This window comes from Streptomyces zinciresistens K42 (assembly GCF_000225525.1).
Classification (GTDB): Bacteria; Actinomycetota; Actinomycetes; order Streptomycetales; family Streptomycetaceae; genus Streptomyces; species Streptomyces zinciresistens.
The window spans coordinates 93,048-118,719 of record NZ_AGBF01000006.1 but is presented as its reverse complement, the minus strand read 5'-3'; the positions used below and the strand labels follow the sequence as shown (position 1 = coordinate 118,719).

Sequence of the window (25,672 nt, the reverse complement as noted above, 5' to 3'; positions counted from 1 at the left end):
AAATATTGAGAAAAGGGTTGGACCCGGAACTTCGGTTCCGGGTCCAACCCTTTTTTGTTGTGCGTCATCTGAAGTTCACGTGGCGCAACCACCATCCTGCCCATGGGTACTGCTGCGATGCTCAGGGCCGCCGGCGTCGAGATCGGCGATGAGGTTGTCGTACCGGCCTTCGGGAACGTCGAGGTGGCCGAGGCCGTGGTCCTGGCCGGAGGGCTGCCGGTGTTCGCCGACATAGATCCGGTGACCTACTGCCTGGACGCCGACGCCGTGGAAGCGGTGGTGACCTCGCGTACGGCGGCTGTCGTCGCCGTACACCGCTTCGGACGGTCGGCGGGGATCGCTCGGCTGCATCAACTCGGGCAGCGGCACGGGCTGTTGGTGCTGGAGCAGGGCGAGTCCGAGGTGCCGTACGACGAGATCGCCCAGCGCAGGCAGCGGGCCGCCTACCTGGACGCCAAGCTGCGGGGTGTGCGGACGCCCGACGGCGGTGACGGGCACACCTATCAGCAGTACGTCGTGCGGGTGCCGGGCAATGGGCGCCCGGATCGCGACGCCTTCGCACGGGCCGTGCGCACCAGGGGAGTCGAGTGCCGGGTGCCGGTGAAGACGCCCGTGCACCGGCTGCCCGAGTTCCGTCGGTGCGTGTCGCTGCCGGAGACCGAGCGGGCCGCCGACGAGACGCTGGCTCTGCCGGTCGACGCGTCGCTGACCAAGCGCGACATGCAGCGGATCGTGTCTGCCTGCAATGCCCTCGGGGGACTGCTCCAGCCCGCCTTCTGACGGGTTTGGGAGCGTGCGCACGTTCAGGGTATGATCTCTTTCGTTGCCACGGGGGAAACCTCGTCGGGCAACAAGCCCCTATAGCTCAGTCGGTAGAGCGTCTCCATGGTAAGGAGAAGGTCAACGGTTCGATTCCGTTTGGGGGCTCCAGCAGAAAGGCCCCGCCCCATCGGGCGGGGCCTTTTCCGTGCCCGGATTCCGGGGCGGTTCAGTCCTGGTGGATCTCCGGCACGCGCATCGCGAGGATCGCCATGTCGTCCGAAGGGGCGTCGGAGGCAAAGCGTTCGACCGCGCGCATGATGCGGGCGGCGACGGCGCCCGCCGTCAGACCGGTGCAGGTGGTGAGGACGTCGCTGAGGCCGTCGTCGCCCAACATGCGCGTGCCTTCGCGGCGTTCGGTGACGCCGTCCGTGACGCACAGCAGGACGTCGCCCGGGTCGAGGGTGACCGTCTGCTCGTAGAGTTCCAGGTCCTCCATGACGCCGAGGAGCGGCTGGGGCTCGGCGGCCGGCTCGACCGTGCCGTCCTGGCGCAGACGCAGCGGGAGCGGGTGCCCGGCGCACACCACCTTGAGCTCGGCGCTGCCGTCCTCCTGCGGGCGCATCTCGCCGTAGAGGAGGGTGAGGAAGCGGCTGCGGGCGCCCTCGTCGAGGATGGCCGAGTTGAGGCGCTCCAGGACCGCCGGACCGCTGAGGCCCTCGCGGGCCAGAAGACGCAGGGCGTGCCGGGCCAGACCCGTGACCGCGGCGGCGTTCGGGCCCGTGCCGCAGACGTCGCCGATGGCGAAGCCGTAGGCGCCGTCGCTGATCGGGAAGAGGTCGTAGAAGTCACCGCCGACCTCGTTGCCCTCGCCGGCCGCGCGGTAGATCACCTCCACCTCGACTCCGTCGATCTCGGGGAGCTCGGGCGGCAGGAGGCTGCGCTGGAGGGACTGGCTGATGGCCGTGCGCTCGGAGTACAGGCGCGCGTTGTCCAGGGCCAGGGCGGCCCTTCGGGAGAGGTCTTCGGCGAGTTCCAGGATCTCCTGGCGGAAGTGCTCGTCGGTGGGCTTGCCGAGGGTGAGCATGCCGATGACGCGGTTGCGGGCGACCAGCGGCAGGACGACCGTCTCGCCGCCCACCGCCGACGCCGTCGCCAGCGTGGGTCCGATGCCGGCGCTCACGCGGCCGACCGGCTCGCCCAGGCCCAGGCTCCGCATCGAGGTGCGCAGGGCCGCCTGATGGGCCGACTCGGCGGGAGCCGACCAGACGCGGGCGCCCGGCGTCGGCACCGGGTCCGGTGGGGCGATCTTGGAGAGCAGCGACTTGATGCCGTCGATGAGTTCCTCGTCCTCGTGCAGGACGTACGACAGGTAGGGCTCGGACGCCTGGTCGGCGATGGTGTAGACGGCGCACCAGGTGGCCAGGGTCGGGACCGTCATCTGGGCCATCAGGGCCAGGGTCTGGTCGCGGTCCAGGGTGCCCGCGAGGAGGTCGGACGCCTCGACGAGGAAGCTGAGGGAGCCGCGGCGCAGGCGTTCGAGCTCGCCGAGGCGGGCCGACTCCACGGCCAGCGCGATGCGGTCGGCGGCGAACTGGAGGCGCAGCGCCTCCTCGTTGGAGTATCTGGAGGGGGCTTCGGCGGCGACGCCGAGGGAGCCGGTGAGGCGGCCCTCCACCTTGAGGGGGACCGTGACGACCGAGCGCATGCCGGTGCCCCGCAGCAGGGGGACGGCGCCGGGGACCATGGTCAGGTCTTCGTGGACGGCCGGCATGCGGGCCGAGCCGTAGCGACCGGGGCCCGCCTCGACCGGCACGCGCGCGAAGCGCTGGCGGGCGGAGGGCAGACCGGTGGAGGCCCGGACCTCCAGCTCGGTCTCGTCGTCGGTCGCCAGGAGCAGGAACGCGGAGTCGCCGTCCAGCATGTCCCGGGCGCGCTCCACCGTGCGCTGGAGGAGGCCGTCGAGGTCGTCCGGGGCCGGTGAGCCGATGAACACCTCGAACGGGTCGGTGCTCTGCGTCTCGGACGCGGTGTCGGAGGCCGGGACGCGCAGCGGGGTCTGCAGGACCGCGCGCTCGTGCTCGCGGACCAGGAGGCAGACCGTGGAGGGCTCGCCGCCGGTGTCGCGGACGCGGAGGTGGGAGGCGTACACGGGGGTGACGCGGCCGCTGGCGCTCCTCAGGCCGTAGCTGCCCTCCCAGCGGGAGAGCTGGAGTGCCTCCACGATGCCGGTGCTGGTCCCGGGGGTGTGCGGCCAGGCCGCGAGGTCGGTGAGGGGCTTGCCGGTGACCTGCTCGGCGGCGTAGCCGAAGAGTTCCTCGGCGTCCTCGTTCCAGGACGAGACGGCGCCCGTGCGGTCGATCTGGACGACCGCGACGCGGACGCGGCTGTCGGCGAGCGGCAGGAGGTCGGAGGGCAGCGCCGGGCCGGCGGCCCGGGTGCCCACGGGACGCTCGGGCAGGGCCAGGTGGAACCAGACCTGCTTGTGCGTGGGGGTGTACTCCACGCCCCAGCGGCCGGCCAGGGCCGCGCACAGCTGGAGGCCGCGCCCGCCCTCGCGGTCGGGGCTGCCCATGTTGACGGGCGAGCCCTGCAGCGGGATCTCCCGCTCCGGATAGCGGTCGGCCACCTCGATCCGCACGCCTTCGTCACCGCGCAGACACAGAACGTCGGCGGAGGTGCCCGCGTGCACGACGGCGTTGGTCACCAGTTCGCTGGTGAGGACGACGGCGTCGTCGACGATGTCGGCGAACCCCCACCCCTGGAGGGTGTCGCGGACGAAGGAGCGGGCGCTCGCCACCGATCGCCCGACGGGATCGAAGCTGGCTGCCGCGCGCGCGGTGATCACAGAACTCCTCGTCCGGTTGTCGACGTGCAGGGCTCCGGCGCCGACCGGCTCCCGCCGCTGGTGCGGCAGGCCCCCGCCCGTCGGCCCGTCCGGGGTTGGTGCCCCCGGGATCAGTCCGGTGGTCATGTCCGGCTGCCCCTCCGTTGCCCGCTCGTGCTCCTCCTGCCACCGCCCAGGCCGGACGGACCGGCGCGGCTGGACAGCCGCATGCAAGGTTACTTACCTTCGCCGTCCGCGCGGATGCCGGTCTGCAGTGTTTCCGTCCGGAGGGTGTGCGGACCATGTGCGAAGCTGCCGAACTGTTATGGCCGGGTTCAGGCGGGGTGAAACACTGGGCAGGCTTCTTGTGAAGGTCCTGGCAGGCTGGGTGTCATGCGCGCACCGCGGGCAGCAGCACGTGGTGCGGCCCGGTGCGTCCGGCGGGACCACCCGGTGGTAGCGGGTACGCGGGAGCAGCAGGACCCGAGCACAGCAGTAACGGTCGACCCCTGCGGGAGGGACACAGTGGAGTCTGGCGCGGCGGCGCGGAGCACTAGGACGCGCGCGAAGGGCGGACAGTCCCCGAAGGATCAGCGCCCGGTGCGCGGCGGGACCACCGCGGTGGACACGGCTGCCCTGAACCGGCTGATGGCGGCCCTGGTGTCGATGCGGGACGGCAACTTCCGCAAGCGGCTCACGGTGTCCGGGGACGGCGTGATGTCGGAGATCGCCGCCGTCTTCAACGAGGTGGCCGACCGCAACCTCCATCTCACGGGTGAGCTGTCGCGGGTGCGGCGCGTGGTCGGGCGTGAGGGCAAGCTCACGGAGCGGCTGGAGACGGGCGCGTGCGAGGGCTCCTGGGCCAGCGCCGTCGACCACTCCAACGCCCTGGTCGACGATCTCGTACGGCCGGTCTCCGAGGTCGGCCGGGTGCTGACGGCGGTGGCCGAGGGCGACCTGTCGCCGCGCATGGAGCTGCGGACGCAGGCCCAGGACGGGGCGGGGCATCCGCTGCGGGGGGAGTTCCTCAAGGTCGGCCGGACCGTGAACAACCTCGTCGACCAGCTCTCGACGTTCACCGACGAGGTCACGCGCGTGGCCAGCGAGGTGGGGACCGAGGGCAAGCTCGGCGGGCAGGCACGCGTGCGTGGCATGTCCGGGTCGTGGAAGGACCTGACGGACTCAGTCAACACGATGGCGTACCGGCTGACGGCGCAGGTGCGCGACATCGCGCTGGTGACGACGGCCGTGGCCAAGGGAGACCTGTCGCGGAAGGTCACCGTCCAGGTGGCCGGCGAGATGCTGCAGCTGAAGAACACCGTCAACACGATGGTGGACCAGCTGTCGTCGTTCTCCTCCGAGGTGACGCGCGTCGCGCGCGAGGTGGGCACCGAGGGTGAGCTGGGCGGCCAGGCCCAGGTGCCGGGTGTGGCAGGCGTGTGGAAGGACCTCACCGATTCGGTGAACCTGATGGCCGGCAACCTGACGGCCCAGGTGCGCGGTATCTCGCAGGTGACGACCGCGGTCGCCAACGGTGACCTGTCGCAGAAGGTGACCGTGTCGGCGCGGGGCGAGGTCGCCCAGCTCGCGGACACGATCAACCAGATGACCGAGACGCTGCGGATCTTCGCGGACGAGGTCACGCGCGTGGCCAACGAGGTCGGTGCCGAGGGGCGGCTGGGCGGCCAGGCGAACGTGCCGGGCGCGGCGGGCACCTGGAAGGATCTGACGGACTCCGTGAACACGGTGTTCCGGAACCTGACGGTGCAGGTGCGCGACATCGCCGCGGTGACGACGGCGGTGGCCAGTGGTGATCTGTCGCAGAAGGTCACGGTCGACGTGGCCGGCGAGATGCTGGAGCTGAAGAACACCGTCAACGGGATGGTGGACCAGCTGTCGTCGTTCGGCAGCGAGGTCACCCGGGTCGCCCGTGAAGTGGGTGTCGAGGGTGAGCTGGGCGGCCAGGCGCAGGTGCCGGGGGCCGCGGGGACGTGGAAGGACCTGACGGACTCCGTCAACACGGCGTTCCGGAATCTCACCGGACAGGTGAGGAACATCGCTCAGGTCACCACGGCGGTGGCCAACGGCGACCTGTCGCAGAAGGTCACGGTGGACGTCTCGGGCGAGATGCTCCAGCTGAAGAACACCGTGAACACGATGGTGGACCAGTTGTCCTCGTTCGCCGACCAGGTCACGCGGATGGCCCGGGACGTGGGCACCGAGGGCCGGCTCGGCGGTCAGGCCGTCGTACCGGGTGTGTCCGGTACGTGGAAGGAGCTCACCGACTCCGTCAACTTCATGGCCGGAAACCTGACGTCCCAGGTCCGGCAGATCGCCCAGGTGACCACGGCGGTGGCGCAGGGTGACCTGTCGCAGAAGATCGACGTGGACGCGCGCGGGGAGATCCTGGAGCTGAAGAACACCATCAACACGATGGTCGACCAGCTCTCCGGGTTCGCCGAGCAGGTGACGCGGGTGGCCCGCGAGGTGGGCACCGAGGGCCGGCTGGGCGGGCAGGCGCAGGTGCCGGGCGTCGCCGGTGTGTGGCGCGACCTGACGGACTCCGTGAACGGCATGGCAGGCAACCTGACGGCGCAGGTACGCAACATCGCGCAGGTCGCGACGGCGGTGGCCCGCGGTGACCTGTCGCAGAAGATCACCGTGGACGCGCGCGGGGAGATCCTGGAGCTCAAGAACACGCTGAACACGATGGTGGACCAGCTGTCGTCGTTCGCGGAGGAGGTCACCAGGGTCGCCCGCGAGGTCGGCACGGAGGGCCAGCTCGGCGGCCAGGCCGAGGTGCAGGGGGTCTCCGGCACCTGGAAGGACCTCACGCAGTCCGTGAACTTCATGGCGAACAACCTGACCATCCAGGTGCGCCAGATCGCCGAGGTCACGACCGCGGTCGCCAAGGGCGACCTGTCGAAGAAGATCACCGTCGACGCCAAGGGCGAGATCCTCGAGCTGGTCACGACGGTCAACACGATGGTCGACCAGCTGTCGTCGTTCGCCGAGCAGGTGACCAGGGTGGCCCGTGAGGTGGGCACCGAGGGCATCCTGGGCGGTCAGGCGCACGTTCCGGGTGTCACGGGCATCTGGAAGGACCTCAGCGGCAATGTGAACCTGATGGCCAAGAACCTGACCATGCAGGTGCGGAACATCTCCCAGGTGGCCGCGGCCGTCGCCAACGGCGACCTGACGCGCACGGTGACGATCGAGGCGCGCGGTGAGGTCGCTCAGCTGGCCGACACCTTCAACACCATGGTGAAGACGCTGAGTTCGTTCGCCGACCAGGTCACCAAGGTGGCCCGCGAGGTGGGCACGGACGGCATCCTGGGCGGTCAGGCGCATGTCCCGGGTGTGGCGGGCACCTGGAAGGACCTCACCGAGTCCGTGAACCAGATGGCGTCCAACCTGACCGGCCAGGTGCGCAACATCGCCATGGTCACCACCGCCATCGCCAAGGGCGACCTGACGAAGAAGATCGACATCGACGCCCGGGGCGAGATCCTGGAGCTGAAGACGACGATCAACACGATGGTCGACCAGCTGTCGTCCTTCGCCGAGGAGGTCACCCGGGTGGCCCGCGAGGTGGGCACCGAGGGGCAGCTCGGCGGCCAGGCACGCGTGCGTGACGTCGACGGCACCTGGCGCGACCTCACCGAGTCCGTGAACGAGATGGCCGGGAACCTCACCCGGCAGGTGCGGGCCATCGCGCGCGTGGCGACCGCGGTGACCCGCGGCGACCTGAACCTGAAGATCGACGTCGACGCCTCCGGCGAGATCCAGGAACTCCAGGACTACATCAACAAGATGATCGCCAACCTGCGCGACACCACGATCGCCAACAAGGAGCAGGACTGGCTCAAGGGCAACCTGGCCCGGATCTCGGCGCTGATGCAGGGCCGCCGGGACCTGGCGGACGTCGCCTCGCTGATCATGAGCGAGCTGACCCCGGTCGTCTCGGCGCAGCACGGCGCGTTCTTCCTGGCGATGCCGCGGATGGTCGACGGCAAGGACGTGGGAGCCGAGGGCGAGGACCGGTACGAGCTGCGGATGCTGGGGTCGTACGCCTACTCGATGGGGTCCATGCCGACCTCGTTCAGCCCGGGGGAGGGGCTGATCGGGACCGCCGCGCTGGAGAAGCGCACGATCCTCGTGGAGAACGCGCCCAGCGGCTATCTGAAGATCTCCTCGGGTCTCGGTGAGGCGCCGCCGGCGCAGGTGATCGTCCTGCCGGTGCTGTTCGAGGGGAAGGTGCTCGGCGTGATCGAGCTGGCGTCGTTCACGCCGTTCACGCAGATCCAGAAGGACTTCCTCAACCAGATCGCGGAGATGATCGCGACCAGCGTCAACACGATCTCGGTCAACACCAAGACAGAGGTGCTGCTGAAGCAGTCGCAGGAGCTGACCGAGCAACTGCGGGACCGCTCGGAGGAGTTGGAGAACCGGCAGAAGGCCCTCCAGGCGTCCAACGCCGAGCTGGAGGAGAAGGCCGAGCTGCTGGCCCAGCAGAACCGCGACATCGAGGTGAAGAACACCGAGATCGAGGAGGCACGCCAGGTCCTGGAGGAGCGCGCCGAGCAGCTCGCGGTGTCGATGCGCTACAAGAGCGAGTTCCTGGCCAACATGTCGCACGAGCTGCGTACGCCGCTGAACTCGCTGCTGATCCTCGCCAAGCTGCTCGCGGACAACGCCGAGGGCAATCTCTCGCCCAAGCAGGTCGAGTTCGCCGAGACCATCCACGGCGCGGGCTCCGACCTGCTGCAGCTGATCAACGACATCCTGGACCTGTCGAAGGTCGAGGCGGGCAAGATGGACGTCTCGCCGACCCGGATCGCGCTGGTCCAGCTCGTGGACTACGTGGAGGCCACGTTCCGGCCGCTGACCGCGGAGAAGGGCCTGGACCTGTCGGTGCGGGTCTCCCCGGAACTGCCCGCCACCCTGCACACGGACGAGCAGCGCCTCCTGCAGGTGCTGCGCAACCTGCTGTCGAACGCGGTGAAGTTCACCGACTCCGGTTCGGTCGAGCTCGTCATCCGGCCCGCCGGCACGGACGTGCCGCAGACGATCAGGGAGCAGCTGCTGGAGGCCGGTTCGCTGGCCGAGGCGGGCGCGCCGCTGATCGCGTTCTCCGTGACCGACACCGGCATCGGGATCGCGGCCAGCAAGATGCGGGTGATCTTCGAGGCGTTCAAGCAGGCCGACGGCACGACCAGCCGCAAGTACGGCGGTACGGGTCTGGGGCTGTCCATCTCGCGGGAGATCGCGCAGCTGCTCGGCGGGGAGATCCACGCGCAGAGCGAGCCGGGGCGCGGCTCGACGTTCACGCTGTATTTGCCGCTGCACCCCAGTGAACTGCCTCCGCACGGCTACCAGCAGCAGTTGCCCGCGCTGGACGCGGGCGACCTCGTGGCCTCGGCGGCGGAACTGGCCGAGCCCGCCGACGTGGAGGTCGAGACGCCGGCGGAGGTCAGGTCGTACCGCGAGACACAGAACGGGGCGGCCGCCCTCTTCCGGCGCCGCCGCCGGGCCGCCTCCGAGCTGGAGCAGCGGCCGGCCTCCCAGGAGCAGTGGTCGCCGCTCGGCGAGCAGGAGCCGGCGCCGAGGTCGATGCGGGGCATCCGCTTCAGCGGGGAGAAGGTGCTCATCGTGGACGACGACATCCGCAACGTCTTCGCGCTGACCAGCGTGCTGGAGCAGCACGGGCTGTCCGTGCTGTACGCGGAGAACGGCCGTGAGGGCATCGAGGTGCTGGAGCAGCACGACGACGTGGCGGTCGTCCTGATGGACATCATGATGCCGGAGATGGACGGTTATGCGACGACGACGGCGATCCGCAGGATGCCGCAGTTCGCCGGGCTGCCGATCATCGCGTTGACGGCGAAGGCCATGAAGGGCGACCGTGAGAAGGCGATCGAGTCGGGGGCGTCCGACTACGTCACCAAGCCGGTCGACCCCGATCATCTGCTGGCCGTGATGGACCAGTGGATGAGGGAGCAGTGACAGAAACGGACAGCGTTCACCGGATGTTGCTGACGGAGTGTGCGCGAAGCCGTGTAGAAGTGCGGGATCCGGGGAACCTTCTGTTCTCTCGCCGCGTTTCCGCTACGTGCACAGTGACATCGCGGTGACAGGGTGTGGCGACAGGCGGGGTGCGGCTACCATGACCGGCACGAGGACGGGCGGCGTTAGGGAGTCGTCCCCTGGGGCGGAGCCCGGTGCACTGCCGGGACGAGGAGGGCGGGCCATGGTGCAGAAGGCCAAGATCCTCCTGGTCGATGACCGGCCGGAGAATCTGCTGGCGCTGGAGGCGATCCTCTCCGCGCTGGACCAGACCCTGGTGCGGGCATCGTCCGGGGAGGAAGCGCTCAAAGCACTGCTGACGGACGACTTCGCGGTCATTCTGCTGGACGTCCAGATGCCGGGAATGGACGGTTTCGAAACCGCCGCGCACATCAAGCGGCGGGAACGGACCCGGGACATCCCGATCATCTTCCTCACCGCGATCAACCACGGCCCGCACCACACCTTCCGCGGGTACGCGGCGGGCGCGGTGGACTACATCTCCAAGCCGTTCGACCCGTGGGTGCTGCGGGCGAAGGTCTCGGTGTTCGTCGAGCTGTACATGAAGAACTGCCAACTGCGCGAGCAGGCGGCCCTGCTGCGGCTCCAGTTGGAGGGCGGCGGCAAGGCGGCGGGAGCCGACGCGAAGGAGCCTGCCGGACTGCTGGCCGAGCTGTCGGCGCGGCTCGCGGCGGTCGAGGAGCAGGCGGAGGCGCTGTCGAAGCAGCTCGACGACGACTCGGCGGACGCCGCCGCGGTGGCCACCGCGGCCCATCTCGAACGCAAACTCACCGGATTGCGGCGGGCGCTGGACGCGCTCGAACCGGGCACCGGCAGCACCTCCCCGGTGTCCTCGCAGAACTGACGCCATGACGGCTCCGGTTGACGGCTCCGTGTTCCGCTATGTCCGGTGTGTGAATCCGTGTCAGTTCACCGTCCCGGGCAGGGCGACACGAACGGGTGAAGCAGTGAGCACACGTGTCCACTGTCGCCTCCCCCGGTAACCTCACCTCCATGGCCTCACGTTCCCCCGCAGCCAAGAAGCCGCCCGCGAAGAAGGCGGCCGCTTCGGCGAAGGCTCCGGCGAAGAAGGCCGCCGCCAAGAAAGCCCCCGCGAAGAAGGCGCCGGCCAAGAAGCCCGCGGCGAGGAAGAGCGCGCCCCCGCCCAAGCCGGCACCCAGCCCCACCGGGGGCGTGTACCGGCTCGTCCGCGCCGTCTGGCTCGGCCTCGCGCACGCCGTCGGCGCGGTGTTCCGCGGCATAGGACAGGGTGCGAAGAACCTCGACCCCGCCCACCGCAAGGACGGCGTGGCGCTGCTGCTGCTCGGCCTCGCGCTGATCGTCGCCGCCGGCACCTGGTCCAATCTGCGCGGCCCGGTCGGCGACCTGGTCGAGATCATCGTGACCGGCGCCTTCGGCCGGCTCGACCTCCTGGTGCCGATCCTGTTCGCCCTCGTCGGTGTGCGCTTCATCCGGCACCCCGAGAAGCCCGAGGCCAACGGACGCATCGTCATCGGCCTGTCCGCGCTCGTCATCGGCGTGCTCGGCCAGGTCCACATCGCCGTCGGCGCGCCCGCCCGCAGCGACGGGATGCAGGCCATAAGGGACGCCGGCGGGCTGATCGGCTGGGGAGCGGCGACCCCGCTGACGTACACCATGGGCGAGGTCCTCGCCGTTCCGATGCTCGTGCTGCTCACCGTGTTCGGCCTGCTGGTGGTCACCGCGACCCCCGTCAACGCCATCCCGCAGCGGCTGCGGCTGCTCGGCGTCAGACTCGGCATCCTGCCCGACCCCGAGGACGACGAGGACGCGTACGCGGACGACGACGAGCGCTACGACGACCAGTGGCGCGAGGCACTGCCCGCGGCGCGCGGCCGCAAGCGCGCTCCGGCGCGTGAGCCCTACGACCCCGACGGCGCCGAGCAGGAGGCCCTCTCGCGGCGTCGCGGCCGCCCGAGGCGTTCCGCGGTGCCGCAGCCCGAGACGGACCGTCCCCTGGACGCTGTGGACGTCGCCGCGGCGGCCGCCGCGGCGCTCGACGGCGCCGTCCTGCACGGGATGCCGCCCTCGCCGATCGTCGCCGACCTCACCCAGGGCGTCAGTGTCGGCGACCGCGAGGAGACCACCCCGGTGCCCACACCGGTCCCGGCGGCGCGGCCCAGGCAGGAGAAGCTCCCCAAGGCCGGACCCGCGGCGGGCGTACCCGACCTGACCAAGGCCGAGGTGCCGGACCTCACCAAGGAGGCGCCCGAGCAGACCCGCGACCTGCCGCCGCGCGCCGAGCAGCTCCAGCTCTCCGGCGACGTCACCTACGCGCTGCCCTCGCTCGACCTCCTCGAACGCGGCGGTCCCGGCAAGTCGCGCAGCGCCGCCAACGACGCCATCGTCGACTCGCTCACGCAGGTCTTCACCGAGTTCAAGGTCGACGCCCGCGTCACCGGCTTCACGCGCGGGCCGACGGTCACGCGCTACGAGGTCGAGCTCGGGCCCGCGGTGAAGGTCGAGCGGATCACCGCGCTGACCAAGAACATCGCCTACGCCGTCGCCAGCCCGGACGTACGGATCATCAGCCCGATCCCCGGCAAGTCCGCGGTCGGCATCGAGATCCCCAACACCGACCGCGAGATGGTCAACCTCGGCGACGTGCTGCGCCTGGCGGCCGCCGCGGAGGACGACCACCCGATGCTGGTCGCGCTCGGCAAGGACGTCGAGGGCGGCTACGTGATGGCCAACATCGCGAAGATGCCCCATGTGCTGGTCGCCGGCGCCACCGGATCCGGCAAGTCGTCCTGCATCAACTGCCTGATCACCTCGATCCTGATGCGGGCGACCCCCGAGGACGTGCGCATGGTCCTGGTCGACCCCAAGCGCGTGGAGCTGACCGCCTACGAGGGCGTCCCGCACCTGATCACGCCGATCATCACCAACCCCAAGCGGGCCGCCGAGGCCCTCCAGTGGGTCGTACGCGAGATGGACCTGCGCTACGACGACCTCGCCGCCTACGGCTACCGGCACATCGACGACTTCAACGCGGCCGTCCGCAACGGCAAGGTGAAGGCCCCGGAGGGCAGCGAGCGCGAGCTGCAGCCCTACCCGTACCTGCTCGTCATCGTCGACGAGCTCGCCGACCTGATGATGGTGGCGCCGCGGGACGTCGAGGACGCCATCGTGCGCATCACCCAGCTCGCGCGTGCCGCCGGCATCCATCTGGTGCTGGCCACCCAGCGCCCCTCGGTCGACGTGGTCACCGGCCTCATCAAGGCGAACGTGCCCTCCAGGCTCGCGTTCGCCACCTCCTCGCTCGCCGACTCGCGCGTCATCCTCGACCAGCCCGGCGCCGAGAAGCTCATCGGCAAGGGCGACGGGCTGTTCCTGCCCATGGGCGCGAACAAGCCGACGCGTATGCAGGGCGCGTTCGTCACCGAGGACGAGGTCGCGGCCGTCGTCCAGCACTGCAAGGACCAGATGGCGCCCGTCTTCCGGGACGACGTCGTCGTCGGGACCAAGCAGAAGAAGGAGATCGACGAGGAGATCGGCGACGACCTCGACCTGCTCTGCCAGGCGGCGGAACTGGTGGTGTCCACGCAGTTCGGGTCGACGTCGATGCTCCAGCGCAAGCTGCGCGTCGGGTTCGCCAAGGCGGGCCGTCTGATGGACCTCATGGAGTCGCGCGGGGTCGTCGGACCCAGCGAGGGCTCCAAGGCGCGTGACGTCCTGGTGAAGGCGGACGAGCTGGACGGCGTGCTCGCGGTGATCCGCGGGGAGGCTTGAAAGCGCCGGTGCCCGCGGGCCGGAAGGCGTGAAGACGACGGCGGCGGCAAAGCGAGATCAATGGCCGCCGTACGGGTGGGTGGGCGAGGGGCCGATGTCCGATCGTGACCCACCCGTGAGCGATCATTGAGCAACCGTTCCCCCTCGGCGTACGTCAAGTTGAGGGAAGCGGCAACTCGCGCCCGACCATCGGTGTGTCCGGCCATACCGATGGCGTACAAAGTCCCGCCGTCCGGTTGCCCCGCTCTTTCGTCACCCCCCTAGACTGAACCTCCAGCACAGGTGGCTCAAACGCTCGAAAGGCGCCCCCGTGTCCCTCGACAACTCCCCTGAAGACGAGCGTCCGTTCGAAGACGTGTCCGACGACTCCCGCCCCTCGATCGGGCGTGCCCTCCAGCAGGCGCGCGTCGACGCCGGGCTGACCGTCGAGGACGTCACCAACGCCACCCGGGTCCGTATCGCCATCGTGCGGGCCATCGAGGCCGACGACTTCACCCCCTGCGGCGGTGACGTGTACGCCCGCGGCCACATCCGGACCCTGGCCAGGGCCGTCAACCTCGATCCCGCGCCGCTGCTCGCACAGTACGACGACGCGCACGGCGGACGGCCGGCGCCGACCCCGGCGGCTCCCCTGTTCGAGGCGGAGCGCATCCGCCCCGAGCGGCGCGGTCCCAACTGGACCGCGGCCATGGTCGCGGCGATCGTCGCCGTGGTCGGTTTCGTCGGATTCACCGCCTTCAAGGGCGAGGACGACACCGGCAAGTCGTCCGTCGCCGGGGGCGGCCCCGCGCCGTCGGCCGACACGTCCACGCCCACCCCGAAGACCGACAAGCCCAAGGACCCCCAGCCGGAACCGTCGGACAGCGCCATCGCCGCCGTCCCCCAGGACAAGGTCACCGTCCAGGTGACCGCCACCGACGGCCGCAGCTGGATCTCGGCCAAGGACCGCAGCGGCAAGCTGCTCTTCGACGGCCTCCTCAAGCAGGGCGACACCAAGACCTTCCAGGACAGCGACAAGATCAACCTGGTCCTCGGCGACGCGGGCGCGATCGACCTCTACGTCAACGGCAAGAAGATCGAGGACGAGTGGCAGCCGGGCGCGGTCGAGCGCCTCACCTACACCAAGGGTGACCCGCAGGCCGGTTAGCGCCGGGCGACACCGCGACGGGGTCGGCCATGTTCGGCCAACCCCGTCGACGTGGGCTGTCAGAGAGACAAAGTAGTCTTGAGCCCATGCCTGAACGCCGTACCGTCGCACTCGTCACTCTTGGCTGCGCCCGCAACGAGGTGGACTCGGAGGAGCTCGCAGGCCGTTTGGAGGCGGACGGCTGGGATCTCGTGGACGACGCCGCCGACGCGGACGTCGCCGTCGTCAACACCTGTGGCTTCGTCGACGCCGCCAAGAAGGACTCCGTCGACGCCCTCCTTGAGGCCAACGATCTCAAGGGCCATGGCAGAACCCAGGCCGTGGTGGCGGTGGGCTGCATGGCCGAGCGGTATGGGAAGGACCTCGCGGAGGCCCTTCCCGAGGCCGACGGCGTGCTCGGTTTCGACGACTACACGGACATCTCCGACCGGCTCCAGACGATCCTGTCCGGCGGCGTCCACGCCTCGCACACCCCGCGCGACCGGCGCAAGCTGCTGCCGATCAGCCCGGCCGAGCGGCAGGAGTCCGCCGCCGCCGTCGCGCTCCCCGGGCACGCTCCCGCCGACCTCCCCGACGGGCTCGCTCCCGCCTCGGGCCCCCGCGCGCCCCTGCGTCGCCGCCTCGACGGCGCCCCCGTCGCCTCCGTGAAGCTCGCCTCCGGCTGCGACCGGCGCTGCACCTTCTGCGCCATCCCGTCCTTCCGCGGCTCCTTCATCTCGCGCCGCCCGAGCGACGTGCTGAACGAGACGCGCTGGCTCGCCGAGCAGGGCGTCAAGGAGATCATGCTGGTCTCCGAGAACAACACCTCCTACGGCAAGGACCTCGGCGACATCCGCCTGCTGGAGTCCCTGCTGCCGGAACTCGCCGAGGTCGACGGCATCGAGCGCGTCCGCGTGAGCTACCTCCAGCCCGCCGAGATGCGGCCCGGCCTGATCGACGTCCTGACCTCCACGCCCAAGGTCGCCCCCTACTTCGACCTGTCCTTCCAGCACTCCGCGCCGGACGTGCTGCGCTCCATGCGGCGCTTCGGCGACACCGACCGGTTCCTGGAACTGCTCGACACCATCCGCGGCAAGGCCCCCCAGGCGGGCGTGCGCTCCAACTTCATCGTCGGCTTCCCCGGCGAGAGCGAGGCCGACCTCGCCGAGCTGGAGCGGTTCCTCGACAGCGCGCGGCTGGACGCCATCGGTGTCTTCGGCTACTCCGACGAGGAGGGCACCGAAGCCGCGACCTACGACAACAAGCTCGACGAGGACGTCGTCGCCGAGCGGCTGGCCAGGGTCTCCAGGCTGGCCGAGGAACTCGTCTCGCAGCGCGCCGAGGAGCGCCTCGGGGAGACCGTCCACGTCCTCGTCGAGTCGCTGGGCTCCGACGAGACCGGTGAGGGTGCGCACGGCCGCGGCGCGCACCAGGCCCCCGAGACGGACGGCCAGGTGCTGCTCACGAGCGGCGAGGGGCTGGGCATCGGTCGTATGGTCGAGGCGAAGGTGGTGGGTACGGAGGGCGTCGACCTGGTGGCCGAACCGCTCCAGGGCGCGTCCGCGGGCAGCGAGGAGGACGGCAGATGACGGGAGTTCCGGCGTCCGCCGCGGGCGGTTCCTCCGGTGCGGGCAAGGCCGGTGCGCTGGGCGCGCCGGTGCCCGGCGCGGTGTCGGCCGCGGACGCTCTGGCGGCCGGCAGCGACCTGGGGCCCGAGGGCACGGCCAGGTCCGTGCGCGGCGGGAAGATCGCGGCGGCGGCCGTCAACCAGGCGAGTGTCTGGAACATCGCCAACCTCCTGACCATGCTCCGGTTGGTCCTCGTGCCGGCGTTCGTCGCCCTGATGCTGGCCGACGGCGGCTACGACCCGGCGTGGCGCTCGTTCGCGTGGGCCGCCTTCGCGGTCGCCATGATCACCGACCTGTTCGACGGACATCTGGCGCGGACGTACGACCTGGTCACCGACTTCGGGAAGATCGCCGACCCCATCGCCGACAAGGCGATCATGGGTGCCGCGCTGATCTGTCTGTCCGTGCTGGACGATCTGCCGTGGTGGGTGACGGTCGTGATCCTCGGCCGGGAACTCGGGGTCACGCTGCTGCGTTTCCTTGTCATCCGGTACGGAGTGATCCCGGCGAGCAGGGGCGGCAAGCTCAAGACCCTCACGCAGGGCGTGGCCGTCGGGATGTACATCCTGGCGCTCACGGGATGGCTGGCCACCCTGCGCTGGTGGGTGATGGCCGCGGCGGTCCTGCTGACCGTGGTGACCGGGCTGGACTATGTCAGGCAAGCCATGGTGCTGCGCAGGCAGGGGATCGCCGAGCGCAAGGCCGCGTTGGAGGAGACGCAAGGGTGAACTCTCCGGCCGCGGACATCGTGCGACTACTCACCGTGAGGGGCGAGACGCTTGCCGTCGCCGAGTCGCTGACGGGCGGACTGGTCGCGGCGGAGGTCACGACGGTTCCGGGGGCGTCCAAGGCGTTTCGGGGGGCGGTGACCGCCTACGCGACCGAGCTGAAGCATCGGCTGCTGGGCGTGGACATCACCTTGCTGGAGCAGCACGGCGCGGTGAATCCGCAGGTCGCGGCGGAGATGGCGGCCGGTGTGCGGAAGGCGCTCGGGGCCGACTGGGGCATCGCCACGACGGGCGTCGCAGGCCCCGACGAGCAGGACGGGCAGCCGGTGGGCACCGTTTTCGTGGCCCTGGATGGACCCTTTCGTCCCGATTCTGGTTCTGCCGGTGGCGGAAAAGTGGAGGCCCTGCGGTTGAACGGCAGCCGGGCGGAAATTCGTATGGAGAGTGTACGGAGCGTGCTCGCGCTGCTTCGGGAGGAGCTTGCGGGCGAACACGGCGGGAATGAGCGCGCACAGGATACGGAACAGAACGGGGGGTTTTGATGTTTGCAGCCCTGAGTGAACACGACATCGCTCCCCGCACGGCCGCGGCGCAAGGCGGTACGGTGGGGCGTGAAGGATGCGGCTACGCGGTCCGAGGAGGGAGCCACCGATGATTCTGCTCCGTCGCCTGCTGGGTGACGTGCTGCGTCGGCAGCGCCAGCGCCAGGGCCGTACTCTGCGCGAAGTCTCCTCGTCCGCCCGAGTCTCGCTCGGCTATCTCTCCGAGGTGGAGCGGGGGCAGAAGGAGGCGTCCTCCGAGCTGCTCGCCGCGATCTGCGACGCGCTGGACGTACGGATGTCCGAGCTCATGCGGGAAGTGAGCGACGAGCTCGCCCTCGCCGAGCTGGCCCAGTCCGCTGCGGCGACCCCCAGCCAGCCCGTGCCCGCGTCGGTCCGTCCGATGCTGGGCTCCGTGTCGGTGACCGGTGTGCCGCCGGAGCGGGTGACCATCAAGGCGCCCGCCGAAGCGGTGGACGTGGTCGCCGCGTGACGGTGACAGGCCCGTGCGCATGACCTGACCATGCGCCGAGAAGCGTGTGAGGCCCCGGCCGGGGCTTCTCCAGGGAGACCTGGGGGAGCGTGGTCGGGGTTTCGTGCTGTTCGGGGAGCCCGGGGCCGGTCGGCGGGCGTGCGGGGGCGCGTGGGGGTGTTGGGGGGCTTTCGGGGCGCGTCGGTGCGGGTTTTGCCTCGTGCGCGGAACGCCGAGGGGCGCTGCGTGCGTTTGCCGGGCGCTACTCCCGCGGTCATCGTGGAGGGTGACGGCGTGTGACGCGGGGTGAGGGGGGTCCCGGTCGAGTGGAGAGAGTACGGCGTGCCGGGTGCGCGATGAGCGATGAGGGCTGTGCCGCTTCGGGTGGTACGGGGTCGGGTACGGGGCCGGCCGCCGAGGCGCCCACGCTGGCGCTGTGCGGGCGTTTCTGGCCTCGGGGCTGGAGGTGAGTGGATGGCACGGCCGATAGTGCGCCGGGGGGTGGCCCTGGGGTTCGGGGCGCTGTGGTGGTGGGCGGTACTGCGGCTCGCGGTGGTGCCCGACGCGGGGGTCCTGGAGGCGGCGGTCGCGGCCGGTGGGTGGGGGCTGGGGCTGCTGCCGGTGCACGCCGTGTCCAAGGAGCGGGCCGCTGGTGCCGTGGACGGGCGGCGGTGGGCGGCGGCCTGGCGTGCCGGGAGCGCGGGGCGGGGCGGCGGGGAAGCGGGTCCGGACGGCTGAGTTCGGGTCAGGGTGCTCGGGCTGAGGATGGCGCGGGCGGCTTCGGGTCGGTGTACTCGGGCTGGGCGGGCCGCCGTGCCCCGGGGCGACGGCTGGCGGTTCGCGCTGGCCGGAGGCCGGAGGCCGGAGGGTGTCGGGCGCCGGGCGGAGGGCGGAGGGTGGAGGGTGGAGGGTGGAGGGCACGGCGGGCGTCGGGGCGGGCTGGGCTACCAGGGCATGGCCACCCCGCCGTTCGGGCGAAGGATCTGGCCCGTGGTGAAGGACGAGGCGTCGGACGCCAGGTGGAGCACCGTGTGCGCCACGTCCTCCGGCTCGCCGACCCTGCCCAACGGTGACATGCGCGCCATGAACGCCTCGGTCCGCGCCTGCTGCTCGGTCTCGTGACGGCTGGTCATGGGGGTGCGGATCCAGCCCGGGGCGACCGCGTTGACGCGGATGCCGTGCGGGCCCAGCTCCGTCGCCAGCGTCTTCGTCAGCTGCACGACGGCCGCCTTGGCCACGCCGTAGCAGAGCAGGCCGGCGCCGCCGGTGTCCACGGCGCCCGAGGCCATGGTCACGATGCTGCCCCTGATGTCCCGGTCGAGCATGGCGCGGGCGGCTTCCTGGCAGGCGTGGAGCACCCCCTTGAAGTTGACGTCCAGGACCCGGTCGAGGTCCTCGTCGCGGGTCTCCAGGACGGTGCTGCTGTGCATGATCCCGGCGACCGCTGCCATCACGTCCAGCCGGTCGCACGAGGCGACGGCTCGGTGCAGCCCTTCGCGGTCGGTGACGTCGAGCGGGTGCGCGTGCGCGGTGCCGCCGCGCGCCCTCGCCAGGGTCGCCGTCTCGTGCAGGCCCTGTGCGTCGCGGTCCGCGCAGTGCACGGTGGCGCCCGCCTCGGCGAGCAGTACCGCGCAGGCGCGGCCGATGCCGCCGGCCGCGCCGGTGATGAACGCGGTGCGCCCGGTGAGGTCGTACGCCCTGACGGCCATGAAGGGACCGTACGAGTACTTCTGACGGACCGTCAATTGGCCGGACGGGGCCGAACTGCCCCGCGGCGAACGGAACCGGAACTTCCGATGGGCGAGGGGCCGGCCTGGCAGGCGGGGCACCAGTAGGTGGGGCGTTCCCGGGAGCCGTCGCCCTGTTCGGCCCGCCGGATCGGGGTGGCGCAGCGCAGACACGGGCGGTTCCTGCGGCCGTACACGAAGAGGTCCTGGTCGGGGCGGCCCGTCGTACGGCGGATCGGGCGCTCACGGTTGGCTTCCAGGAGCTTCCTGGCCAGCACCGGCAGCTGGGCCCTGTGCTCGGCCGGGAGCGCGCCCACGGGCAGCCAGGGGGTCGCGCGGAGCAGGAAGCACAGCTCGCTCTTGTAGACGTTGCCGACGCCCGCGAGATTGCGCTGGTCCAGCAGCGCCTCGCCGAGGGAGCGCCCGGGGTCGGAGAGCAGGTTCGACAGGGCGCGCTCGGCGTCCCAGTCGGGGCCCAGCAGGTCGGGGCCGAGGTGGCCGACCGCCCGGTCCTCCTCGGTGGTGCGCAGGACTTCCAGGACGGGCAGGCGGTAGCCGACGGCGGCCCGCTCGGCGGTGGTGAGGACCGCGCGGATCTGGAACGCGGGACCGCCGGACCAGCGCTGCCCCTCGGCGAAGATCTTCCAGGCCCCCTCCATACCGAGATGCGAGTGGATCGTGAAGCCGCCCTCGACGCGAGTCAGGAGGTGCTTGCCCCGCGGGGTGACGTCCAGGACGGCGCGGCCGGAGAGGTCGACGGTGGCGTACGACGGCACCCGGAAGTCGCTGCGGAGCAGCGTGCGGTCCGCGAGAGCGGTGTGGAGCCGCTTCGCGGTCTGCCAGACCGTGTCTCCTTCGGGCATGGGTCAAGGGTGGCACGCGACCGGTGAGGGGCGCGGGACGGACCGGGTCGGCGGGGGTCGCCGCCGGGCGGCTCACGCGGACGTGTTCCGTTCGGCCCGCCCTGGGAGCGCCCGGTGGCCCTGGCTCAGGCGCGCAGGCGCAGGCCGCGGGGGGTGGCGATGAAACCCGCTCCTTCCAGGACGGTGCCCACGGGGGACGTCAGCGCCGACGCGCCGTTCACACGCTCCACCGTGACCGTGCCGAGGGAGCCGGCCTTCGCCGCGGCGGCGAGGGCCTCGGCCGCCCCGCGCAGCCGTGGGTCGTCGTCGGGCTCGGTGTCCGGGGCGGCGGACCAGGCCAGCAGGGTCTTGCCGCCGCGCTCCATGTACAGCGTCAGCTCGCCGTCGACGAGGACCACGAGGGAGCCCGCCTTGCGCCCGGCTTTGTGACCGGCGCCGGTGGGGGGCTCCGGCCAGGGCAGGGCCGCGCCGTACGCGTTCGCCGGGTCGGCGGCGGCGAGGACGACGGCTCGGGCGCCGGGTGAGGGGCGGGACCGGCCGGTGGCGGACGCCGTGCCGTACGGAGGGGCGCCGCCGAACCCGCGCCCGCCCGGACGGCGGTCGTACGCGCCCTGCGCGCCCTGGGGTGCGCCGTCCCGGGGCGAGGCGTACGCGTCGGGTCCCGGATGGTTCAGATGGGCGTCCAGGAAGTCGTGGTCCAGGTCGGGGATGTCGTACGCGGGGGCGCCGTCCGGCCGTGCCGGTCCGGAGGAGTCCGCCGTGCCGGGGCCGGGCAGGAAGTCGCCCCGGTCGCGGGCGTTGGAGACCGCCCGCAGCCGGTCCACCGCGCCGTCCATCGCGAACTGGGCCGCGCCGAGCCCCTCGACGACGTAGCCGCGCCGCGCCTGACCGCTCTCCTCGAAGACGGACAGGACGCGGTACGTCGCCGAGAAGCCGCCCTCGACGCCCTCGGCCGTGACCGCGCCCCGGGTCACCACGCCGTGCCGGTCGAGGAGGGCGCGGGCCAGGGCGTGGGCCCGCACGGTCGCGTCCGCCTCGTGGGCCGGGAGCACGGACCAGCGGCCGGCGACCGTGGGCGGGCCGGTGCGGGAGGTCGCGCGGGCGGCGGCCGTCAGGGAGCCGTAGCGGCCGCGCGGGACCGAGCGCTTGGCCCGGTGTGCCGTGGCGCCCGCGGTCCGGCCCGAGCCGAGCAGGGCGCGCATGGGGGCCAGGGTGTCGTTCGTCAGCCGTCCCGACCAGGCCAGCTCCCAGAGCGCGTCGGCCAGTTGGGGATCGGTGGCCTCGGGGTGGGTGGTGGCGCGGACCTGGTCGGCGATCTGGCGGAAGAACAGGCCGTAGCCCGCGGAGAGGGTGTCCAGGACGGACCGGTGCAGCGCGGTCGGCTCCAAGGGGTGCGGCTGCGGCAGGAGCAGCGGGGCCGCTTCCGCCAGGTACAGCGAGACCCAGCCGTCCTTGCCGGGCAGCGAGCCCGCGCCCGCCCAGACGACCTCGCCGGCCGAGGTCAGCTCGTCGAGCATCGCGGGGGTGTAGTCCGCGACCCGGGACGGCAGGACCAGTTTCTCCAGGGCGGAGGCCGGTACCGACGCGCCCTGCAACTGCTCGATGGCGCGCACCAGTCCGTCGACGCCCCGCAGACCGTGGCCCCGCCCGATGTGCTGCCACTGGGGCAGGAACTGCGCCAGCGCCGCCGGTGGCACCGGTTCCAGCTCGTGCCGCAGGGCGGCGAGGGAGCGACGGCGCAGACGGCGCAGGACCGTGGCGTCGCACCACTCCTGGCCGATGCCCGCCGGATGGAACTCGCCCTGGACGATCCGCCCGCTCGCCGCCAGCCGCTGGAGAGCGCCCTCCGTGATCGCCACACCCAGGCCGAAGCGGGTCGCCGCGCCGGCCGACGTGAACGGGCCGTGGGTGCGGGCATGGCGTGCCAGGAGATCGCCCAGGGGGTCTTTGACCGGCTCGGTGAACGCCTCAGGGACGCCGACGGGCAGGGCGGTGCCCAGGGCGTCGCGCAGCCTCCCCGCGTCCTCGATCGCCGCCCAGTGGCCGGCACCGGCGATGCGGACCCTGATGACGCGGCGGGCGCCCGACAGCTCCTCGGCCCACTGCGGCTCGGCGCCCCGCTCGGCCAGCTCGGCGTCGGTGAGCGGACCCAGCACGCGCAGCACGTCGGCCACTCCCTCCGCGTCCTTGACGCGCCGGTCCTCCGTGCGCCACCGGAGCTCCCGCTCCAGCTCGGTCAGGGCCTCGGCGTCGAGCAGTTCGCGCAGCTCCGCCTGGCCGAGCAGCTCGGCGAGCAGCCGCGAGTCCAGCGACAGCGCGGCGGCGCGGCGCTCGGCGAGCGGGGAGTCCCCCTCGTACAGGAACTGGGCGACGTACCCGAAGAGCAGGGAACGGGCGAAGGGCGACGGCTCCGGGGTCGTCACCTCCACCAGGCGCACCCTGCGGGACTCCAGGTCGCCCATCAGCTCGACGAGTCCGGGCACGTCGAAGACGTCCTGGAGGCACTCCCGGATCGCCTCCAGGACGATCGGGAACGAGCCGAACTCGCTCGCCACCTGGAGCAGTTGCGCGGCGCGCTGGCGCTGCTGCCACAGCGGGGTCCGCTTGCCGGGGCTGCGGCGCGGCAGCAGCAGCGCGCGGGCCGCGCACTCGCGGAACCGGGAGGCGAACAGGGCCGAGCCGCCGACCTGGTCGGTGACCAGCTGGTCGACGTCGCCCTTGTCGAAGACGACGTCCGCCGCGCCCACGGGCGCCTGCTCGGCGTCGTACTCGCTGCCGCTCCTCGCCGGCTCCCGGTCCAGCAGGTCCAGGCTCATCAGGTCGGCGTCCGGGAGGCGCAGCACGATGCCGTCGTCGGCGTGCATGACCTGCGCGTCCATGCCGTAGCGCTCGGAGAGCTTCGCGCCGAGGGCGAGTGCCCAGGGGGCGTGGACCTGCGCGCCGAACGGGGAGTGCACGACGACGCGCCAGTCGCCGAGCTCGTCGCGGAAACGCTCGACGACGATCGTGCGGTCGTCGGGGATGTGGCCGCACGCCTCGCGCTGCTCGGCGAGATACGACAGGACGTTGTCCGCCGCCCAGGCGTCCAGGCCGGCCGTCACCAGGCGCAGCCGTGCGTCGTCCCGCGGCAGCGAGCCGACCTCGCGCAGGAACGCGCCCACCGCGCGGCCCAGTTCGAGCGGACGGCCGAGCTGGTCGCCCTTCCAGAACGGGAGGCGCCCCGGCACACCCGGCGCGGGGGAGACCAGGACCCGGTCGCGGGTGATGTCCTCGATGCGCCAGGAACTGGTGCCCAGCGTGAAGACGTCGCCCACGCGCGATTCGTAGACCATCTCCTCGTCCAGCTCGCCGACCCGGCCGCCGCCCTTCTTGGGGTCCGATCCGGCGAGGAAGACCCCGAACAGGCCCCGGTCGGGAATGGTGCCGCCGGAGGTGACGGCCAGCCGCTGGGCGCCTGGACGGCCGGTGATCGTGCCGGCCACCCGGTCCCACACCACGCGCGGGCGCAGCTCGGCGAACGCGTCGGAGGGATAGCGCCCGGCCAGCATGTCGAGGACGGCGGTGAACGCGGACTCGGGCAGGGACGCGAAGGGCGCGGCCCTGCGGGCGGTGGCGAGGAGGTCGTCGACCTGCCAGGTGTCCATCGCCGTCATGGCGACGATCTGCTGCGCGAGGACGTCCAGCGGGTTGGCCGGGACCCTCAGGGACTCGATCGAACCGGTGCGCATCCGCTCGGTGACGACGGCCGCCTGGACCAGGTCGCCGCGGTACTTGGGGAAGACCACACCGGTGGAGACGGCGCCGACCTGGTGGCCCGCGCGGCCGACGCGCTGCAGGCCGGAGGCCACCGAGGGCGGCGACTCGACCTGGACGACGAGGTCCACGGCGCCCATGTCGATGCCCAGCTCCAGGCTGGAGGTGGCGACGACCGCGGGAAGGCGGCCTGCCTTCAGGTCCTCCTCGACCAGCGCCCGCTGCTCCTTGGAGACGGAGCCGTGGTGGGCGCGCGCGATGACCGGGGGCGCGCCCTGCGCCGCTCCGGAGCCGCCCATGAGCTCGGCCGGGGCGTGGTGTTCGTCCAGGGGCTCGCCGGTGGCACGCTCGTAGGCGATCTCGTTGAGGCGGTTGCACAGGCGCTCGGCGAGACGACGGGAGTTGGCGAAGACGATGGTGGAGCGGTGGGACTGGACGAGGTCGGTGATCCGCTCCTCGACGTGCGGCCAGATCGAGGGGCGCTCCGCTCCCCCGGAGCCGTCCGCGACCGGGGAGCCGCCCAGCTCACCGAGGTCCTCGACGGGGACGACGACCGAGAGGTCGAACTCCTTGCCCGACTGCGGCTGGACGATCTCCACCCTGCGCCGGGGCGAGAGGTAGCGGGCGATCTCGTCGACCGGCCGGACCGTGGCGGAGAGGCCGATCCGTCGGGCCGGCCTCGGCAGCAGCTCGTCCAGCCGCTCCAGGGTGAGTGCGAGGTGGGCGCCGCGCTTGGTGCCCGCGACGGCGTGGACCTCGTCCAGGATCACCGTCTCGATGCCGGTCAGGGCCTCGCGCGTGGCCGACGTCAGCATCAGGAAGAGGGACTCGGGCGTGGTGATGAGGATGTCCGGCGGGCGCGTGGCCAGGGCCCGGCGCTCCGCAGCGGGGGTGTCGCCCGAGCGGATGCCCACCTTCACCTCGGGCTCGGGCAGGCCCAGGCGCACGGACTCCTGGCGGATGCCGGTCAGCGGGCTGCGGAGGTTGCGCTCCACGTCCACGGCCAGGGCCTTGAGGGGGGAGACGTACAGGACCCGGCAGCGCTTCCTGGGGTCCGCGGGCGGGGGAGTGGCGGCGAGCTGGTCCAGGGCCGCCAGGAAGGCGGCCAGCGTCTTGCCGGAGCCGGTGGGGGCGACGACCAGCACGTCCGAGCCCTCGTGGATGGCCTGCCACGCGCCTGCCTGGGCCGCGGTGGGCGCGGAGAAGGCACCCGAGAACCAGCCGCGGGTCGCGGGCGAGAAGCCTTCCAGGGCTCGGTGCGGATTGCTGACCATGCGTCCATCCTGCACCCGGCCACTGACAACGCGGCTGAGCTGGGCGGACGGCGCGGCGATGCGGCGGCGGACACGCCGCGTCCGGCTGGACGGCAGGGCGCGGCGGGGACGCTGCACGGCAGTGCGCCGCCTCCGGGGC

14 protein-coding genes and 1 tRNA gene are annotated in these 25,672 nt (G+C 71.7%); 11 read left to right on the top strand and 4 right to left on the bottom strand.

Annotated elements, in window-relative coordinates; all coding sequences use genetic code 11:
* Positions 1–117: 117 nt before the first annotated feature.
* Positions 118–780, top strand: coding sequence for a DegT/DnrJ/EryC1/StrS family aminotransferase (locus tag SZN_RS04190; protein WP_007491700.1), 663 nt, complete (start codon positions 118–120; stop codon positions 778–780).
* 74 nt (positions 781–854) lie between these two features.
* Positions 855–930: transfer RNA gene (locus tag SZN_RS04185), tRNA-Thr, on the top strand.
* A gap of 58 nt (positions 931–988) precedes the next feature.
* Here SZN_RS04185 and SZN_RS04180 read toward each other — a convergent pair.
* Positions 989–3,733: a SpoIIE family protein phosphatase gene (locus SZN_RS04180; protein ID WP_007491698.1), complete on the bottom strand. Its 2,745-nt coding sequence runs from the start codon at positions 3,731–3,733 to the stop codon at positions 989–991.
* 378 nt (positions 3,734–4,111) lie between these two features.
* Between SZN_RS04180 and SZN_RS04175 the strand changes: the two genes are divergently transcribed.
* From SZN_RS04175 to SZN_RS04135, 9 genes are all read left to right on the top strand, one after another.
* Positions 4,112–9,592, top strand: a complete 5,481-nt coding sequence (locus SZN_RS04175) for a HAMP domain-containing protein (protein WP_086021331.1) — start codon at positions 4,112–4,114, stop codon at positions 9,590–9,592.
* Between the two features lie 244 nt (positions 9,593–9,836).
* Entirely contained in the window at positions 9,837–10,517 is a 681-nt protein-coding gene (locus SZN_RS04170) for a response regulator (RefSeq protein ID WP_007491696.1), read from the top strand.
* Positions 10,518–10,666: 149 nt separating this feature from the next.
* Positions 10,667–13,423, top strand: coding sequence for an FtsK/SpoIIIE family DNA translocase (locus SZN_RS04165; protein ID WP_043728033.1), 2,757 nt, complete (start codon positions 10,667–10,669; stop codon positions 13,421–13,423).
* A gap of 310 nt (positions 13,424–13,733) precedes the next feature.
* The gene (locus SZN_RS04160; RefSeq protein ID WP_007491692.1) at positions 13,734–14,570 is read left to right on the top strand and encodes a helix-turn-helix domain-containing protein; all 837 of its coding nucleotides are present in this window, start codon (positions 13,734–13,736) and stop codon (positions 14,568–14,570) included.
* Between the two features lie 86 nt (positions 14,571–14,656).
* Complete coding sequence (gene rimO / locus SZN_RS04155; RefSeq protein WP_078508432.1) at positions 14,657–16,138, top strand: 30S ribosomal protein S12 methylthiotransferase RimO; 1,482 nt, start codon at positions 14,657–14,659, stop codon at positions 16,136–16,138.
* Positions 16,135–16,905 carry a CDP-diacylglycerol--glycerol-3-phosphate 3-phosphatidyltransferase gene (gene pgsA, locus SZN_RS04150; RefSeq protein ID WP_007491688.1) on the top strand — a complete coding sequence of 257 codons (771 nt, stop codon included), beginning with the start codon at positions 16,135–16,137 and terminating at the stop codon, positions 16,903–16,905. The genes rimO and pgsA overlap by 4 nt, the downstream gene beginning before the upstream one ends.
* The gene (locus tag SZN_RS04145) at positions 16,902–17,447 is read left to right on the top strand and encodes a CinA family protein (RefSeq protein WP_007491686.1); all 546 of its coding nucleotides are present in this window, start codon (positions 16,902–16,904) and stop codon (positions 17,445–17,447) included. The genes pgsA and SZN_RS04145 overlap by 4 nt, the downstream gene beginning before the upstream one ends.
* Positions 17,448–17,556: 109 nt before the next feature.
* Positions 17,557–17,937, top strand: a complete 381-nt coding sequence (locus tag SZN_RS04140) for a helix-turn-helix domain-containing protein (RefSeq protein ID WP_007491683.1) — start codon at positions 17,557–17,559, stop codon at positions 17,935–17,937.
* A 453-nt stretch (positions 17,938–18,390) separates the two neighbouring features.
* Complete coding sequence (locus SZN_RS04135; RefSeq protein WP_007491680.1) at positions 18,391–18,654, top strand: hypothetical protein; 264 nt, start codon at positions 18,391–18,393, stop codon at positions 18,652–18,654.
* Positions 18,655–18,860: 206 nt separating this feature from the next.
* Here the strand turns inward: SZN_RS04135 and SZN_RS04130 are convergent, their stop codons facing one another.
* The 3 genes from SZN_RS04130 to SZN_RS04120 form a co-directional block, all read right to left on the bottom strand.
* The gene (locus SZN_RS04130) at positions 18,861–19,625 is read right to left on the bottom strand and encodes an SDR family NAD(P)-dependent oxidoreductase (RefSeq protein WP_007491678.1); all 765 of its coding nucleotides are present in this window, start codon (positions 19,623–19,625) and stop codon (positions 18,861–18,863) included.
* 32 nt (positions 19,626–19,657) lie between these two features.
* Complete coding sequence (locus SZN_RS04125) at positions 19,658–20,506, bottom strand: DNA-formamidopyrimidine glycosylase family protein (RefSeq protein WP_007491676.1); 849 nt, start codon at positions 20,504–20,506, stop codon at positions 19,658–19,660.
* A 125-nt stretch (positions 20,507–20,631) separates the two neighbouring features.
* Positions 20,632–25,533, bottom strand: a complete 4,902-nt coding sequence (locus SZN_RS04120; protein ID WP_007491674.1) for an ATP-dependent helicase — start codon at positions 25,531–25,533, stop codon at positions 20,632–20,634.
* Positions 25,534–25,672: the final 139 nt, after the last annotated feature.

Excerpts from the sequence above, each read along its gene's own strand:
- SZN_RS04170 (WP_007491696.1), top strand. The coding sequence starts at position 9,837 with ATGGTGCAGAAGGCCAAGATCCTCCTGGTCGATGACCGGCCGGAGAAT.
- pgsA (WP_007491688.1), top strand. The coding sequence starts at position 16,135 with ATGACGGGAGTTCCGGCGTCCGCCGCGGGCGGTTCCTCCGGTGCGGGC.
- SZN_RS04135 (WP_007491680.1), top strand. The coding sequence starts at position 18,391 with ATGGCACGGCCGATAGTGCGCCGGGGGGTGGCCCTGGGGTTCGGGGCG.
- SZN_RS04125 (WP_007491676.1), bottom strand. The coding sequence starts at position 20,506 with ATGCCCGAAGGAGACACGGTCTGGCAGACCGCGAAGCGGCTCCACACC.
- SZN_RS04130 (WP_007491678.1), bottom strand. The coding sequence starts at position 19,625 with ATGGCCGTCAGGGCGTACGACCTCACCGGGCGCACCGCGTTCATCACC.
- SZN_RS04180 (WP_007491698.1), bottom strand. The coding sequence starts at position 3,733 with ATGACCACCGGACTGATCCCGGGGGCACCAACCCCGGACGGGCCGACG.
- SZN_RS04190 (WP_007491700.1), top strand. The coding sequence starts at position 118 with ATGCTCAGGGCCGCCGGCGTCGAGATCGGCGATGAGGTTGTCGTACCG.
- SZN_RS04140 (WP_007491683.1), top strand. The coding sequence starts at position 17,557 with ATGATTCTGCTCCGTCGCCTGCTGGGTGACGTGCTGCGTCGGCAGCGC.
- rimO (WP_078508432.1), top strand. The coding sequence starts at position 14,657 with ATGCCTGAACGCCGTACCGTCGCACTCGTCACTCTTGGCTGCGCCCGC.
- SZN_RS04120 (WP_007491674.1), bottom strand. The coding sequence starts at position 25,533 with ATGGTCAGCAATCCGCACCGAGCCCTGGAAGGCTTCTCGCCCGCGACC.
- SZN_RS04165 (WP_043728033.1), top strand. The coding sequence starts at position 10,667 with ATGGCCTCACGTTCCCCCGCAGCCAAGAAGCCGCCCGCGAAGAAGGCG.